We start from the raw sequence: 15480 nt of genomic DNA on the forward strand, positions 1-15480 counted from the left end.
TGGCCCTCTTGTCATGATGGTGGGCAGCTTACACTGCCTGCGGGATCACCCGCACCCGCTCGATGCGCCGCTCGCTCACCTCGACGACCTCGAAGCTGAGTTGCTGCAGTTGCAACTGCTGGCCCGTGCTGGGCAGGATGCCAAAGTGGGAAAGCAGCATGCCTGCCAGGGTCACATACTCGTCGTTGTCACTTACCAGACCCTCGTGCTCCAGTACCTGCTCCACATGGTGGATGTTGGTACTGCCGTTGATCAGCCACCCTTCGCCATCGCGCACGATATCCGGGGTTTCGTCCTCGTCCGGCAGTTCGCCGACGATGGCCTCCAGCAGATCGTGGGTGGTGACCAGCCCCTGAATGACGCCAAACTCGTCGGAGACCAGAATAAGGCTCCCCTTGGCTTTACGCAGCTCTGCCAGCAGGCGGATCACGTTGATGGTCTGCGGCACGATAATGGGGTCGTTCTGCTTGGCCAATTCGCTTAAGGATTGCCCCTCGTTGAGGGCAAACAGCAGATCGCGGGCTTTAAGTACCCCGATCACCTCATCGAGATCCCCGTCGCAGATAGGGAACAGGCTGTGGGGCTCTCGCTGCAGCAGGGCGCGGATCTCGTCGTTGGAGTCGTTGATATCGATCCAGGCCATGTCTGAACGTGGGGTCATGATGGTGCGAATGGAACGCTCGGCCAGCGACAGCACACCGGTCACCATATAGCGCTCCTCTTCCCCAAAACTCAGCGGCGCAGGCGCTGGCGCATCCAGGTCGTCGTCCGGCTGATCCTGGTAGGCCTTGCTGCCCATCAGCTTGAAGATGGCGGCGGTAGTGCGCTCGCGCAGGGGCTGTTTTAATTCATGACGTTCGGCACTGCGCTGGGACAGTTGGTTGAAAAACTCGATCAGCACCGAGAAGCCGATGGCCGCGTAGAGGTAACCCTTGGGAATATGAAAGCCGAAGCCCTCCGCCACCAGGCTAAAACCGATCATCAGCAGGAAGCTCAGGCAGAGCACCACCACGGTCGGGTGGGCATTGACGAAGCGGGTCAGCGGCTTGGAGGCGAGCACCATCACCACCATGGCGATGGTCACGGCAGCCATCATGACGCCAAGGTGTTCCACCATGCCGACGGCGGTGATGATGGAGTCCAGCGAGAAGACCGCATCGAGCACCAGGATCTGGGCGATCACCACCCCAAAGCTGGCATAGGCGCCGACCGGGCCATCGTCATGGGGCTTGGCTTCCAGCCGCTCGTGCAGCTCGGAGGTGGCCTTGAACAGCAGGAACAGGCCACCTCCCATCAGGATCAGGTCCCGACCGGAGAAGGGGTGATCCCACAGATGTAAAATCGGGGTGGTCAGGGTAACCAGCCATGACATGACGCTCAACAGCGCGAGTCGCATCAGCAGGGCGAGGGAGAGACCGATGACGCGGGCTTTGTCCCGTTGGGCGGGGGGCAGTTTTTTCACCAGGATGGCGATAAAGACCAGATTGTCGATCCCCAGCACGATTTCCAGAATGATCAGGGTAAACAGACCAACCCAGATATGGGGATCCAGCAGCAATTCCATTGTGACGACCTCAATAAAAACAGACAGAGCAAACAGTGATCACGGCGCACGATGGCCGTAGTAAAAGCAAGGCAATGGCGTTATTCAGAGGCGCGGATTAAGCAGATAAAGAGAGTGCGTGAAGGGAATGAACGAAGAGCAACTTCGGGGATTGTCCATGATGGGCAATAAAACCTCGGGTGAAAAATGAGCCCTGATGATAACGATTGGCGCCAATTTGGCAAGCACAGCGTCAGCGGGACGTGATGGGGTAGTAGCAAGACTGGGGGAGGCGGCCAAGCCGCACTCCCCGTGCGGTTGTTACAACCAGCGCTTTTCGCGGGTGAAACAGACCGAGAGCCAGGCATCACCCAGGGTATCGCCGAGGCGAGACCAGAGCTCATGGCGCAAGGCATCCTGGCGATCCACCGACCACTCTTGATCCGGTGCAATCAGGATATTGAGCTCGAGATCAAAGCGCCGACCGCTCTTGGCCAGATGGCTGTAGCACTCGATGCCGTGGCGTTGGCGCAGCGCCTCGATTTCCCGCTCGACTTGACGGGGCACATCCCCCTTGGGGGCGATCTTCAACACTTCCCGCAGGTTGCGACTGAGCACCTTGATGGGAATGAGGGTGGCACACAGGGCCAGCAAGGAGACCAGCACCGGGTCTATGTAGCGGTTGTATTGGCCATAGCCGATGGTATCTAGCCCCATCGCGACCAAAAAACCCACCAGCAGGGTGGCACTCAGTATGGTATCAACCAGCCACTCCTCTGAATCGACCCGTACCAGTTCGGAGTTGAACTGCTTGGCCAAGCGCGCTTCGACCAGATAAAACAGGGAGCATAAAAAGGTGGAGATAGCGGCGCAGATCAGCGCGTGGCCGAGGTCAATGTCACGGCCGCCCGCCAGCAGGGTGGTGATGCCGCTATAAAGCGCCCCCAGACAGAGCAGTAAAATGATGACCCCGTTGATCACATTGGCAATGGGTTCGAAATGGGCGTAGCCGTACTGGAAGCGCGCATCGGAGGGGCGGGTAACGAGGTAGGCGGTGATCAGGCCAAGGCCGGTCATGCCCATACTGAACAGGCTAAAAAGACCGTCGAGCATAATCGCGTGGGATCCCACCAGCAGGCCATAGCCGATGCCGAAGATGGCAAACCCTATGCTGCCGAACAGCGACAGGGTCAAAGCCTGCTTTTCGGTGGTGATAAACGTACTGATAACATGGCGATAGTGAGCCATAAAAGTCCTCCATTCAAATGGTGAATATTGCCAAGGGCAAGCGGTTTTCTTGCTGATATACTGCCCGCTTACATGTGAGCGGACTGGTCTGATTGCCATTGATAGGCGGCTGGCCAGTCGTTGTCGCCGGCGTGCCGGCATCAAGCAAAGGATGGGAACAAGGATTCATGATCCCGAGACTCGATTACCAGGACAGTTTGTCACCCGCAACCCTGCAGTTTCTTGAGTTGCTAGAGCGCAGCGCATTTCGTGGTGATATCGAAAAGTCTTATGCAAGCCGGTTGGCGATGGCGACGGATAACAGCGTCTATCAGGTAGTACCCCAGGCGGTTCTCTATCCGCACAGTGCGGACGACATAGCAGCAATGCTCAAGCTGGCCGCGGAACCGGCGTTCGCTTCCTTGAGTTTTTTCCCTCGTGGTGGCGGTACCGGCACCAATGGTCAGTCATTGGGCGGCGGCATTATCGTCGATCTCTCCCGTTATATGAACCAGATCATGGAAATTAATCTGGAAGAGGGGTGGGTGCGCGCCCAGGCCGGGGTGGTAAAAGACCAGCTCAACGCCTGGCTCAAGCCCCACGGTTACTTCTTCTCACCGGATCTCTCCACCTCCAACCGCGCCACCCTGGGCGGCATGATCAACACCGATGCCTCGGGGCAGGGGTCACTGGTCTACGGCAAAACCTCGGATCACGTGCTGGGGCTCAAAGCGGTGCTGGAGAACGGCGACATCATGGCCACAGAGCCGCTGACCGGTGAGCGACTGGCTGACAAGCTGGCGCTGGAAAATCGCGAAGGGGAGATCTATCGCACCCTCTATCGCATCGGCAAGGAGCGCCGCGCCGACATCGAAGCCATCTTCCCCAAGCTCAACCGCTTTTTGACCGGTTACGATCTCAAGCACCTCTATCAACCCGACAGCGACACACTGGATGTGAGTCGGGTGCTGTGCGGCTCGGAAGGATCCTTGGGATTCATCACCGAAGCCAGACTCAACATCACTCTCATCCCGCGCTATCGCACCCTGGTCAACGTCAAGTACGACAGCTTCCCCTCGGCCCTGCGCAACGCCCCCTTTATGGTGCAGGCGCAAGCTCTGTCGGTGGAGACGGTGGACTCACGGGTGCTGGGGTTGGCCCGCGCCGACATCATCTGGCATTCGGTGAAAAACCTGATTCAGGATGTGCCCGGCAAGGATCTGCAGGGGCTCAACATCGTCGAGTTTGCCGACACCGACGAGGCAGAACACAAGGCCAAGGTGACGGAGCTCTGCCACCGTATCGACGCGCTGCTGGCCAAGGGGGAAGCCGGGATCATCGGCTATCAGGTGTGTGACCACCTGCCGAGCATCGAGACCATCTACACCATGCGCAAGAAGTCGGTGGGGCTGCTGGGCAACGCCGAGGGGCGCAAGAAGCCGGTGGCGTTCACTGAAGATACCGCCGTGCCGCCAGAGTCGCTGGCCGATTTCATCATGGAATTTCGCGCCCTGCTCGATGCCCACGGCCTCGATTACGGCATGTTTGGCCACGTCGATGCCGGTGTGCTGCACGTGCGCCCGGCACTGGACTTGTGCGATCCCGAGCAGGAGGTGCTGCTGCGCCGCATCTCCGATCAGGTGGTGGCGCTCACCGCCAAATATGGCGGCCTGATGTGGGGGGAGCATGGCAAGGGTTTTCGTTCCGAATACAGCCCCGCCTTCTTTGGCGAGCTGTGGGAAGAGCTGCAGCGAGTCAAGGGGGCGTTCGACCCGGCCAACCGTATCAACCCGGGCAAGATCTGCATCCCCTATGGCAGCGGTGCCGAGCTGGTGTCGGTGGATGGCCCCAAGCGCGGCAAGTATGACCGCCAGATCCCGCTCGCTGTGCGCACCAGCTACACCCGCGCCATGGATTGCAACGGCAATGGTCTCTGTTTCACCTTCGAGACCGACTCCCCCATGTGCCCCTCGGTCAAGATCAGCCGCGATCGCCGCCACTCCCCCAAGGGGCGAGCGGGTCTGATGCGCGAATGGCTGCGTCAGTTGGCGCAGCAGGGCTTCGATCCGCTGGCGGAAGAGGTGGCACTGCAATCCGGTGGCGTGCGCTTCAAACAGCTGGTGGACAAGGTGCGCAACAGCTGGGCCAAACAGCGTGGCGAGTATGACTTCTCCCACGAGGTGATGGAGGCGATGGCGGGCTGTCTGGCCTGCAAGGCGTGCACCAGCCAGTGCCCGATCAAGGTGGATGTGCCCGATTTTCGCGCCCGTTTTATGCAGCTTTATCATGGCCGCTATCTGCGCGCGCCGAAGGATTACTTCGTCGGCACCGTCGAAAGCTATGCGCCGCTGCTCGCCAAAGCGCCGAAGCTGGTCAACTTCTTCCTGGAAAAAGAGTGGGCCCAGAAGGCGACCGAGAAGAGCATCGGCATGGTCGATGTGCCGCTGCTCTCGGTGCCGACCCTGGCCGAGACCCTACACGACAACCGCGCCCGCTATTTTGACCTGCCGGGGCTGGAGCGGATGAGCGCCGAGCAACGCAAGCAGGTGGTGCTCATCGTGCAGGATCCTTTCACCAGCTATTACGATGCCCCCGTGGTGCGCGATCTGGTGAAACTCGTCAGCAAGCTGGGGTTCCAGCCCTACCTGCTGCCCTTTAAACCCAACGGCAAACCGCAGCATATCAAGGGATTCCTGCGCGCTTTTGCCCGCACCGCCGCCAACAGCGCCCAGTTCCTCAACAAGGTGGCGGCGCTCGGCATCCCCATGGTGGGGGTGGATCCGGCCATGGTGCTCTGCTATCGCGACGAGTATGCCAAGGCGCTGGGGTCGGCCCGCGGTGATTTTCAGGTGTTGCTGCCGCAGGAGTGGTTGCTGTCGTTGCCGGCAGATCAGCTGCCCGTCAGCGCCGACAAGGCAAAGAGCGGGGAGGGGAGCGATCCCGAGCCCTGGTATCTCTTTGCCCACTGTACCGAGAAGACCGCCAAGCCCTCGACCCACGGTGACTGGAGCACCCTGTTTGGCCGCTTCGGGGCCAGCTTGCAGCCGGTCTCTGTGGGCTGCTGTGGCATGGCAGGCACCTATGGTCACGACGTCAAACAGGTGGAAAACTCCAAGGGCATCTATGGGCTGAGCTGGGCCGACCCCCTTGCCCGCCTGCCCAAAGCGCGCTGTCTGGCGACCGGCTATTCGTGCCGCAGTCAGGTCAAGCGAATGGAGGGGGAGAAGCTCAAACATCCATTGCAGGCCCTGCTGGAGCTGCTCTGATGTTGCGTTTTCCCAAACGGTTTCGGGTGCCGAAGGCCTATCGGCACCCGCGCTTTTTGCTGTTGCCTGCCACCCCGGCTCAGGCGGTGGTGGAGTTTGTCGCCATGTTGCGCGAGCGCGAGCAGCTCCATCAGCTGTTTCGCCCGAACGATATCTGGCCTTCCGCCAACTTCAGCCTGAGCCAGCACCAAGGGGATCTGGAGTGGCAGCAGTCGGAGTTTCTGGCCAAGCGCTCCTTTGCCTATGGTCTATGGAGCTCAGCTCGAGAGCCGCAATTCTGGGGCGGGGTTTATCTCTATCCTTCGGTGCTGCCGGAGGTAACTGTGGAGCTCTTCTTCTGGAAGGTGGCCGAGGCACCCATCACGGATGAGGAGCTGGAGGCGCTGCTGCGCGACTGGCTCGCCAACGTCTGGCAGTGGCCTGAACCCCGGCTACCGGGGCGGCAAGAGTCTTGGGACGAGTGGCCCGGGGTGACTTATCCCTGGTGATGTCCCGGTTGCTGTTATCACTTATCAAGCGGCCCCTTGCTCGGGGCCGTTTGTTTTCTGACCCGGTTGGCCGATGCTGGGTGTGTCACCCCATCGGCACCAATCCATTACTGATTTAAGGAGTTGCTTGCCATGAGTCACGATATTGCCCCCATCTGGCGTAAACCCATGAGTCTGGACGGGCTCAATGCCACCTCTCGCAACACCCTGATGGCCCATCTCGACATCGTCTATACCGCCTTTGGCCCCGATTGGCTGGAAGCGACCATGCCGGTGGATCATCGCACCCACCAGCCCCTTGGCATGCTGCATGGCGGCGCGTCTGTGGTATTGGCGGAAACCTTGGGATCGATTGCCGCCAACATGGCGGTGGGGCCAGATAGCTATTGCGTGGGACTGGAGGTGAATGCCAACCATCTGCGGGCCAAACGGGAAGGGGTGGTCAGCGGGCGTTGCTCACCGCTGCATCTGGGGGCGACAACTCAGGTGTGGCAGATTGAAATTCGGGATGAACGTGAGCGTTTATTGTGCACCAGCCGACTGACCATGGCAGTGCTCAAACACAAGCGGGGCAAGGACTCCAGCGAGGAGTGATCTGCAATAACGCCCTAAGGGTGCAAAATAAGCAAGCTATAGTCGCCAGATCCCTCTATAATTGCCAACGTCTTGAGAGGCTTATCACATTTTTCAAGACAGCAGAACAAAGTGGCGCTATAATCGCCGCCTTTTTGCTATTCCGCGGTGTTTAGCCGCCTGCCTTAATCTGGAAGAATCTATGTCTGATACCGAACAACTGCCCCTTTTTAGTGAGCTTGGACTGGCCGCGCCTGTATTGAAAGCGCTGCAGGACGTGGGCTATGAGCGCCCGTCACCGATCCAGGCCGCAGCAATTCCCCACCTGATGGCGGGACACGATCTGCTGGGGCAGGCGCAAACCGGTACAGGGAAGACCGCTGCTTTTGCCTTGCCTCTTTTATCTCGTCTGGAAGCTGGTAACCGCAACACCCAGGTTTTGGTGTTGGCACCTACCCGTGAACTGGCGCTGCAAGTTGCTGAGGCGTGCCAACGTTACGCCAAGCACATGCCTGATTTCCACGTTCTGCCTATCTACGGCGGTTCCTCTTACGAAACCCAGACCCGCGCACTGCGTCGTGGCGCTCAGGTTGTTGTAGGTACTCCTGGCCGTGTGATGGACTTGATCCGTCGCAAGAACCTGGACCTCTCCGGCCTGAAAGCTCTGGTTCTGGACGAAGCTGATGAAATGCTGCGTATGGGCTTCATCGACGACGTTGACTGGATCATGGACCAGTGCCCGAGCACCCGTCAGGTTGCCCTGTTCTCTGCCACCATGCCGGACCAGATCCGTCGTGTTGCCCAGAAGCACCTGAAGCAGCCGAAAGAGATCAAGATTGTCTCCAAAACCTCCACTGCCCCGACCATTCGTCAGCGCTACTGGCAGGTAACCGGTCTGCACAAGCTGGACGCCATGACTCGTCTGCTTGAAGTAGAGCCGTACGAAGCAGTACTGGTCTTTGTGCGTACCAAGAATGCTGCCGAAGAGCTGGCTGGCAAACTGGCCGCCCGCGGCCACGCTTGTGAAGCGCTGCACGGTGACATCCCGCAGAAGTTGCGTGAGCGTACCGTTGACAAGCTGCGTCAAGGTCAACTGGACATCCTGATCGCGACCGACGTAGTTGCCCGTGGTCTGGACGTTGAGCGTATCACCCACGTGGTGAACTACGACATCCCTTACGATACCGAATCCTACGTTCACCGTATCGGCCGTACCGGTCGTGCTGGCCGTAAGGGCGAGGCCATTCTGTTTGTGGCTCCCCGTGAGCGTCGTATGCTGCGTGCCATCGAGCAAGCAACTCGTCAGGCCATCGAGCCGATGAAGATGCCGAGCACCGAAGACATCAACCAGCACCGTATGACCAAGTTCAAAGAGCGCATTCGTGAAACCATGATGGGCGAAGAGCTTGAGATCTATCACAACCTGGTGAACGAGCTGATCGAAGAAGATTCTGCCGATCCGCTGGAACTGGCTGCCGCACTGGCCAAGCTGGTTCAGGGTGACCAACCGCTGCTGCTGGATGACTCCATCCCTGATCCGCTGCTAAACGCCAGCAATGATCGCGGTGGTCGTGACTTTGAACGTCGCGATGGTGGCCGTGATTTTGGTGGTCGTGACTTCGCTGACCGTGGTGATCGTCCTGCCCGTCGTATGCCTTCCCTCGAGCCGCGTCCGTTGAAAGACAACCCGGATGTCGAGATGGAGCGCTACCGCGTAGACGTGGGTGCTAACCACGGTGTCAAGCCGGGCCAGATCGTTGGCGCTATCGCTAACGAAGCGAACATCGAGAGCCGTTTCATCGGTAACATCGACATCGCTGATGACTTCTCCACCGTTGATCTGCCGAAGGGTATGACCGGCGACGTGCTGGAAGTGATCAAGAAAGCTCGCGTTTGTCAGCGTCCGCTGCAGATCAGCCGCTACACCGAAGTACCTGCCGGTAGCAACACTGCCAGCCGTCCGCCGCGCAGCGATCGTCCTTTCAACAAGGATCGTCGTCCGAGTGGTGACCGCCCGTTCAATAAGGGTGGGGATCGCCGTGAAGGTGGTGCTGACAAGCGTAAATTCGGTGGCAAGCGCCGCGAAGGTTAATTGCTGACCCAGTGATAAAAAGGCCGCTCATCGAGCGGCTTTTTTTATGGCTGCAGTTTGCCCCGGGTTAGCACAACACCATCAAACGGGCCATGGTTTGAGCCCATGGCTACCGCGTTCGGAGGTGTTGTGTCTGTGTATATAAGCCCTGTTTCAGGGCGGTTGTGGTGCTATCTGGCGTAAACAGTCGTTCTGCTACAGAGGCTTCTGGGCTGCGGTTGTTCTTATTACCGAGAGTCCTGAGAGTGGCGAAAGCCGTGTGTGCGAAGAGCTGCGATATCTGTCATATGGGCAGCCAGAAGAAAAGAGAAGAGAAGAGCAATATCTATGGTTTTCAGCTCAGGCTGTGGCATTCCTTGTTCAAGTGATTGCTGAACAGAGTGCTGGGCAACTTGGGAGACCGGGATCCGTGGCGGTGAGCTGATGGCTTCGATGTCATATCTGACCGACGGTTTTTATTACGGTCGAGCTTGGCCATTGGTTAGCGCGAATGAAGAAGGCGACCCTGAGGTCGCCTTCGTTTTATGTATCGTGCTTTGGTCAGATATGCGGGTCAGAGCACCATGGCTGCCACCCAGCCGAACAGGATGAGCGGAATATTGTAGTGAATAAAGGTGGGCACCACGCTGTCCCAGATATGGTCGTGCTGGCCATCGGCGTTGAGGCCGGAGGTGGGGCCCAGGGTCGAGTCGGAGGCCGGTGAACCGGCATCCCCCAGCGCGCCTGCGGTACCGACCAGTGCGATGATTGCCATCGGGGAGAAGCCCAGTTGTAGACAGAGCGGCACATAGATGGTGGCAATGATGGGCACGGTGGAGAAGGAAGAACCGATCCCCATGGTGATCAGCAGGCCCACTAGCAGCATCAGGAAGGCTGCGATGCCCTTGTGTTGGCCGATGCCGGAGGCGACCACCTCGACCAGACTATCGACCCCGTGGGTCGCCTTCATCACGGCCGCAAAGCCGGCGGCGGAGATCATAATGAAGCCGATCAGCGACATCATCCGCACCCCCTGGGTGAAGGCATCCTGGCTTTCGCGAAACTTGATGACGCCACCGCAGGTGAAGATGACAAAACCGGCCAGCGCACCCAGTACGATGCTGTTGGTCATCAGTTGCAGCCCCAGCGCCACGCCAATGGCCAGCAGGGCGACCCAGATATGGGTGAGATTGAGTTCAACGGTCTCTGGTTCGGCTTCCAAGATCTTGGCCAGATCGTATTGGCGGGGTTTGCGATAGCTGATGAACACTGCGATGAGCAGGCCCAGCACCATGCCGCAGACCGGAATGGCCATGGCCAGCGGGATCTGGCCGGAGGTGATCGGCACGCCGTTATCGATCAAGTTCTTGGCCAGAATATTGTTCAGGAAGATGCCGCCAAAGCCAACCGGCAGCACCATATAGGTGGCGGTCAGGCCAAAGGTGAGGACACAGGCGACCTGACGACGGTCGATCTGCATCTGCGCCATCACATGCAACAGCGGCGGGATCAGAATGGGGATAAAGGCGATATGAACCGGGATCAGGTTCTGGGACGAGATAGCCACGGCCAGCACGGAAGAGAGCAGCAGGGTTTTGACCCACATAATACGGGTCGAGCTGGCATCTTTGCCCAATTGGCTGATCACCTTGCGGGCCAGCAGGTCAGTGATCCCGGAGCGGGAGATGGCGACGGCGAAAGCACCCAGCATGGCGTAGGAGAGCGCAATCTCGGCGCCACCGCCCAGGCCACCACTGAAGGTGGTGAGGGTCTCTGTCAACGACAATCCCCCGACCAGGCCGCCCGCAATGGCGCCCAGCGCCAGCGAGACCACCACATTGATCCGCAGCAGACTGAGCACCAGCATCAGTCCGACTGCGATAACAACTGGATTCATTTGATTTCCTTATAGTTTGTTATTGCTGTCTGTCATGTGAAGGGGAGTTAGTTTGCGAAAAATGTGACAAATGTCGAGAAAAAAATCAGTCAACCCCCTCATATCGCAGCAGCATCTGGCGCAAGGTTGATCAACATGAGGGTTTGTGACCTGTTTGTCTCCGTGTATCGCGCGCGCAGCGGTTGATAGTGAGGTGATTTCCGGTGCGCCGCGCAATCAATCACTTTCCAAAAAAGCGAAGGCTGCCAGTGGCAGCCTTCGTCCGTTTATTCCTGCCCCTCATGGTCGGCAGGGGCATCCGGCGTGTTGTCATCCGGATGAGCTGGCGGCCAGCCCCCCATGCTCTTCCAGCGGTTGACGATATGACAGAACAGCTCGGTGGTACGTTCAGTGTCATAGAGGGCAGAGTGCGCCTCTTTATTGTCAAATGGGATGCGGGCGCTCTGGCACGCCTTGGCCAGCACGGTCTGACCCAGCGCCAGCCCGGAGAGGGCGGCGGTATCGAAGGTGGCAAACGGGTGGAACGGATTGCGCTTGAGGCCAGCCCGTTCGGCGGCGGCCATCACAAAGCCGTGATCGAAGGTGGCGTTGTGGGCCACTATGATGGCGCGGCCGCAATCCTGCTCCTTCATCCCTTTGCGGATCCCCTTGAAGATCTCGGTCAGTGCCTCTTTTTCCGAGACTGCGCCACGCAACGGGTTGTAGGGATCGATGCCAGTGAACTCCAGTGCGGCCTTTTCCAGGTTGGCCCCTTCGAAGGGCTCGACATGAAAGTGGAATACCTGATCGGGAACGAGCCAGCCCTGCTCATCCATTTTCAGGGTGTAAGCGGCGATTTCGAGCAGGGCATCGGTCTTGGCATTGAACCCGGCTGTTTCAACATCGATGACGACGGGATAAAAACCACGGAAACGGCCCTTGAGGGTATGAACTGCGTCGGTCATGGGATCTCGGTCGGGATAAAATGAGGCGGCATTATGGCAAAAAAGCACAGGCTTGTCCTCCCATCCCACGCAGGATGCCGCGCCAAGATGGCGCCGGAGTCAATATCTGTGCAGCCACCAGCGGGCGGCAATCAGCGCGGTGAGCGTGCCAAGCAGGGCGCTGGCCAGCACATCCGCTGGCCAGTGCATCCCCATCACCATGCGCGACATGCCAACCCCCAGGGCCCACAGTGGCAACAGCCAGACCCCAGTGGGGGCGCGGGCCAGCCAGATCAGACCAAAAAATTGGGCCAGGCTGATGGCGGCGATACTGTGGCCAGAAGGGAAGGCGTAATTCACCTCCTTTTGCCAGTGGTGGCCGAGCCACTCGGGCAGGGCCAGCAACTGGCTGGCGGCGTGAACCTGTTCGCTGCGCACATCGACACTACTGGCGTAGAAGCTCTTGATGGCCGGGATCAGCGCCTGACTCTCCAGCCAGAGCAGGTAGGGTCTGGGCTCTTCGGTCAGGTGTTTGATCTGGCTCTTGAGCACCCAGTCGCTGGCAAGCAGGGCCGCCAGTGCGCACCCTAGCGCAATAAAGGGCGCCAGCTCCAGTTTGAGTTTGTAGCGGGTCAGCAGCAGCAAGAGGGCGCCACTGACCCCGATCCCGGGAATATCGACCATGCGGGTGAGGGCGTATGACCACCATAACCAGCCAGATTGCAGGGAGCCGGTCAGAAAAGGCTGCCAGGGCAGCGTGGCGAGTAGCAGCAGGGGCAGGGTTAGCAGGGCTGTGAAGCCGAGCACCTGGCTGCGAGAGAGTGACGTTGTGCAAGGAGGCATGGTCGTTGGGCGCTAGTGAGAAAGTGGCGCATTGTGCCATTAGCCGATCTACGGGCAAAGTCGGGCGGATGATTTGTTACCTCTGCTTACATATTTGCGACCCGATCCCGAGCCCGGAGCGGGTTATCTGCTGCTTGTGGCGCTGCGATGAGGGAATGTCGCGCCCTTTCACCGCTGATTGCATCACAGGCTGAAATCTCGGGCGGCTTTGCGCTAGAATGGCGCCCCCGTGGCGGTTGTGACCAAAGAGAGCCCGATGAAGATAGTCGTTGATGAGAATATGCCCCATGCTGTCGAGCTGTTTGCCGAATTTGGCGAGGTGGTCGCCTTGCCCGGACGGCAGATGCAGGCCCGCGATCTGCTGGATGCCGATGTGCTGCTGGTGCGTTCGGTCACCCGCGTCAACGGCGATTTGCTGGCGACCAGCCCTAAACTCGGGTTTGTCGGCACCGCCACCATAGGTACCGACCATGTGGACAAGGCCCTGCTGGCGAGCCGCAATATTCCCTTCTTCAGCGCCCCCGGTTGCAACAAGTATTCGGTGGGGGATTATGTGCTCTCCGCCCTGCTGGTGCTGGCTGAGCGCTATGAACTTGACCTCTCGGCCATGTCCCTGGCGGTGGTTGGCGCGGGTAATACCGGTGAGTGCGTGGCTGGCAAGGCCCAAGCGCTCGGCATGCGGGTGCTGCGCTGCGATCCCCCCAAGGCGCGGGATAATCCCGCCGGCGGCTTTGTCGATTATCACACTGCGCTTAAGGCCGACATCGTCAGCTTTCACGTGCCCATCACTCGTGAGGGCGCTGATGCCACTTATCACTTGCTCGATGAGCAGGCGATTGCGGCGCGCCCGGCAGGGCAGATCCTGATCAACGCCTCACGAGGTGAGGTGTGGGATAACCGGGCCCTGCTGGCACGCCAGCTGAGCGATGAGCCTTTGCGACTGGTGATGGATGTGTGGGAGAACGAGCCCGAGCCACTGGCAGAGCTGGTACCCCATACCGAGATTGCCACCCCCCATATCGCCGGTTACAGCCTGGAGGGGAAGGCGCGCGGCACCTGGATGCTCTATCAGGCGCTCTGCCAGCAGCTGGGGCGCCAGCCGCGTCAGGATTTGAGTCAGTTGTTGCCTGCCCCCGATGTGCAGGCGGTGGTGCCGGGCCGCGCGCCGGATCAGGCGCTGATCAAGCAGCTGGTGCATCTGGTCTATGACGTGCGCCGTGATGATGCCCGTTTCCGGGCCCGACTCGGCCTGCCTGGCAGCTTTGACGAGCAGCGCAAACACTATCCAGAGCGCCGTGAACTATCCTCCCTGCAGGTTGAGGGGGCGTTTGCCAACCAAGGGCTGGGCGAGCTGGGATTTGCGCTATCACGCCCCTGAGTCGGGGCTTTTATGATTTGAAAGATAACTGGCAGGTGTGAGCTGTTCGTGCCACATCGCCGCCATTTTTACTGTTCCGGCGCAGCGTCTTCTGCGCCGGAACAGCCATCTCAGGCGAGGGCGTCTCGATCCAGGAGGCCCTGCCGACCATGGCGCCAGCCGGTGCCATTGCAGCATTATCAGAGGAGAACAGAATGAGCCAGCAGTTTAACGTAGCGGTATTGGGTGCCAGCGGCGCCGTGGGTCAGGCGATGATCGAGATCCTGGAAGAGCGTGAATTTCCGGTAGCGACCCTCTATCCGCTGGCTTCCAGCCGCAGCGCCGGTGATACCGTGCGTTTTGGCGGCAAGAACCTCGAGATCCTCGATGTCGAGGAGTTTGACTGGAGCCAGGTGCAGATCGCGCTGTTCTCCGCCGGTGCCGAAGTCTCTGCCAAGTGGGCTCCGATTGCTGCCGAGCACGGCTGCATCGTCATCGACAACACCTCCTGCTTCCGTTACGACGAAGATATCCCGCTGGTGATCCCGGAAGTGAACCCGGGCGCCCTGGCCGATTTTCGCAATCGCAACATCATCGCCAACCCTAACTGCTCTACCATCCAGATGCTGGTGGCCCTGAAGCCGCTGCACGACGAAGTGGGGATTGCCCGCATCAACGTGGCGACTTATCAGTCCGTGTCAGGCTCCGGTAAAGAGGGGGTCAGCGAGCTGGCAGGCCAGACCGCCCATCTGCTCAACGGCCGTCCGGTAGAGCCGACCATCTATCCGCATCAGATTGCCTTCAACCTGATCCCGCAGATCGACAGCTTTACCGACAACGGTTACACCCGTGAAGAGATGAAGATGGTGTGGGAAACCCAGAAGATTCTGGGTGATGCCAGCATTGCCGTGAACCCTACCTGTGTACGGGTACCGGTCTTCTATGGTCACGCCGAGGCGGTACATGTCGAACTGCACCAGCCGCTCGATGCCGAACAGGCCAAAGATCTGCTGCGCAATGCGCCAGGTGTGACCCTGTTTGATGACGAAGGGGATTATCCGACCCCGGTACGCGATGGGACTGGCAAGGATGAGGTGCTGGTGGGACGGGTGCGTCAGGATATTTCTCACCCGAGTGGTATCAATATGTGGATCGTGGCCGATAACGTTCGTAAGGGCGCGGCAACCAACAGCGTGCAGATTGCCGAGTTGCTGGTTCGCGACTATCTGTAAGGCCAGATAGCCTTGGCAAAGGCGCAGCAAGGAGTGCTGCGCTTTCACAGTAACAGCGGG

At 59.4% G+C, this 15480-nt stretch carries 11 protein-coding genes; 6 read left to right on the forward strand and 5 right to left on the reverse strand.

The window, feature by feature from the left end:
- Positions 1-28 precede the first annotated feature (28 nt).
- Both BN1135_RS14730 and BN1135_RS14735 read right to left on the reverse strand, forming a co-directional pair.
- Positions 29-1564 (reverse strand): TerC family protein, encoded by a 1536-nt coding sequence (locus BN1135_RS14730; RefSeq protein WP_042022363.1) that lies wholly within the window; start codon positions 1562-1564, stop codon positions 29-31.
- A 300-nt stretch (positions 1565-1864) separates the two neighbouring features.
- A complete protein-coding gene (locus tag BN1135_RS14735) occupies positions 1865-2791 on the reverse strand; it encodes a cation diffusion facilitator family transporter (RefSeq protein ID WP_042022364.1) in 927 nt (308 codons plus the stop codon).
- A gap of 167 nt (positions 2792-2958) precedes the next feature.
- On the opposite strand from BN1135_RS14735, the gene ydiJ reads away from it, so the two are divergent.
- The 4 genes from ydiJ to BN1135_RS14755 all read left to right on the forward strand — a co-directional run bounded on the left by ydiJ (position 2959) and on the right by BN1135_RS14755 (position 9189).
- Positions 2959-6036 carry a D-2-hydroxyglutarate dehydrogenase YdiJ gene (ydiJ, locus tag BN1135_RS14740; protein WP_042022366.1) on the forward strand — a complete coding sequence of 1026 codons (3078 nt, stop codon included), beginning with the start codon at positions 2959-2961 and terminating at the stop codon, positions 6034-6036.
- Complete coding sequence (locus tag BN1135_RS14745; protein WP_042022367.1) at positions 6036-6524, forward strand: hypothetical protein; 489 nt, start codon at positions 6036-6038, stop codon at positions 6522-6524. The genes ydiJ and BN1135_RS14745 overlap by 1 nt, the downstream gene beginning before the upstream one ends.
- A gap of 132 nt (positions 6525-6656) precedes the next feature.
- Positions 6657-7118 (forward strand): hotdog fold thioesterase, encoded by a 462-nt coding sequence (locus tag BN1135_RS14750; protein ID WP_042022368.1) that lies wholly within the window; start codon positions 6657-6659, stop codon positions 7116-7118.
- Between the two features lie 181 nt (positions 7119-7299).
- A complete protein-coding gene (locus BN1135_RS14755; protein ID WP_042022369.1) occupies positions 7300-9189 on the forward strand; it encodes a DEAD/DEAH box helicase in 1890 nt (629 codons plus the stop codon).
- A gap of 553 nt (positions 9190-9742) precedes the next feature.
- Here the strand turns inward: BN1135_RS14755 and BN1135_RS14760 are convergent.
- The 3 genes from BN1135_RS14760 to BN1135_RS14770 all read right to left on the reverse strand — a co-directional run bounded on the left by BN1135_RS14760 (position 9743) and on the right by BN1135_RS14770 (position 12831).
- Entirely contained in the window at positions 9743-11065 is a 1323-nt protein-coding gene (locus BN1135_RS14760; protein ID WP_042022372.1) for a Na+/H+ antiporter family protein, read from the reverse strand.
- Between the two features lie 266 nt (positions 11066-11331).
- Positions 11332-12009: a ribonuclease T gene (gene rnt / locus BN1135_RS14765; protein ID WP_042022373.1), complete on the reverse strand. Its 678-nt coding sequence runs from the start codon at positions 12007-12009 to the stop codon at positions 11332-11334.
- A 99-nt stretch (positions 12010-12108) separates the two neighbouring features.
- Positions 12109-12831, reverse strand: a complete 723-nt coding sequence (locus tag BN1135_RS14770) for a phosphatase PAP2 family protein (protein WP_042022374.1) — start codon at positions 12829-12831, stop codon at positions 12109-12111.
- A gap of 256 nt (positions 12832-13087) precedes the next feature.
- On the opposite strand from BN1135_RS14770, the gene BN1135_RS14775 reads away from it, so the two are divergent.
- The gene (locus BN1135_RS14775) at positions 13088-14209 is read left to right on the forward strand and encodes a 4-phosphoerythronate dehydrogenase (protein ID WP_042022375.1); all 1122 of its coding nucleotides are present in this window, start codon (positions 13088-13090) and stop codon (positions 14207-14209) included.
- Positions 14210-14403: 194 nt separating this feature from the next.
- Positions 14404-15420 (forward strand): aspartate-semialdehyde dehydrogenase, encoded by a 1017-nt coding sequence (locus BN1135_RS14780; RefSeq protein WP_042022376.1) that lies wholly within the window; start codon positions 14404-14406, stop codon positions 15418-15420.
- Positions 15421-15480 lie beyond the last annotated feature (60 nt).

Source organism: Aeromonas sobria (genome assembly GCF_000820145.1).
Lineage (GTDB): Bacteria > Pseudomonadota > Gammaproteobacteria > Enterobacterales > Aeromonadaceae > Aeromonas > Aeromonas sobria.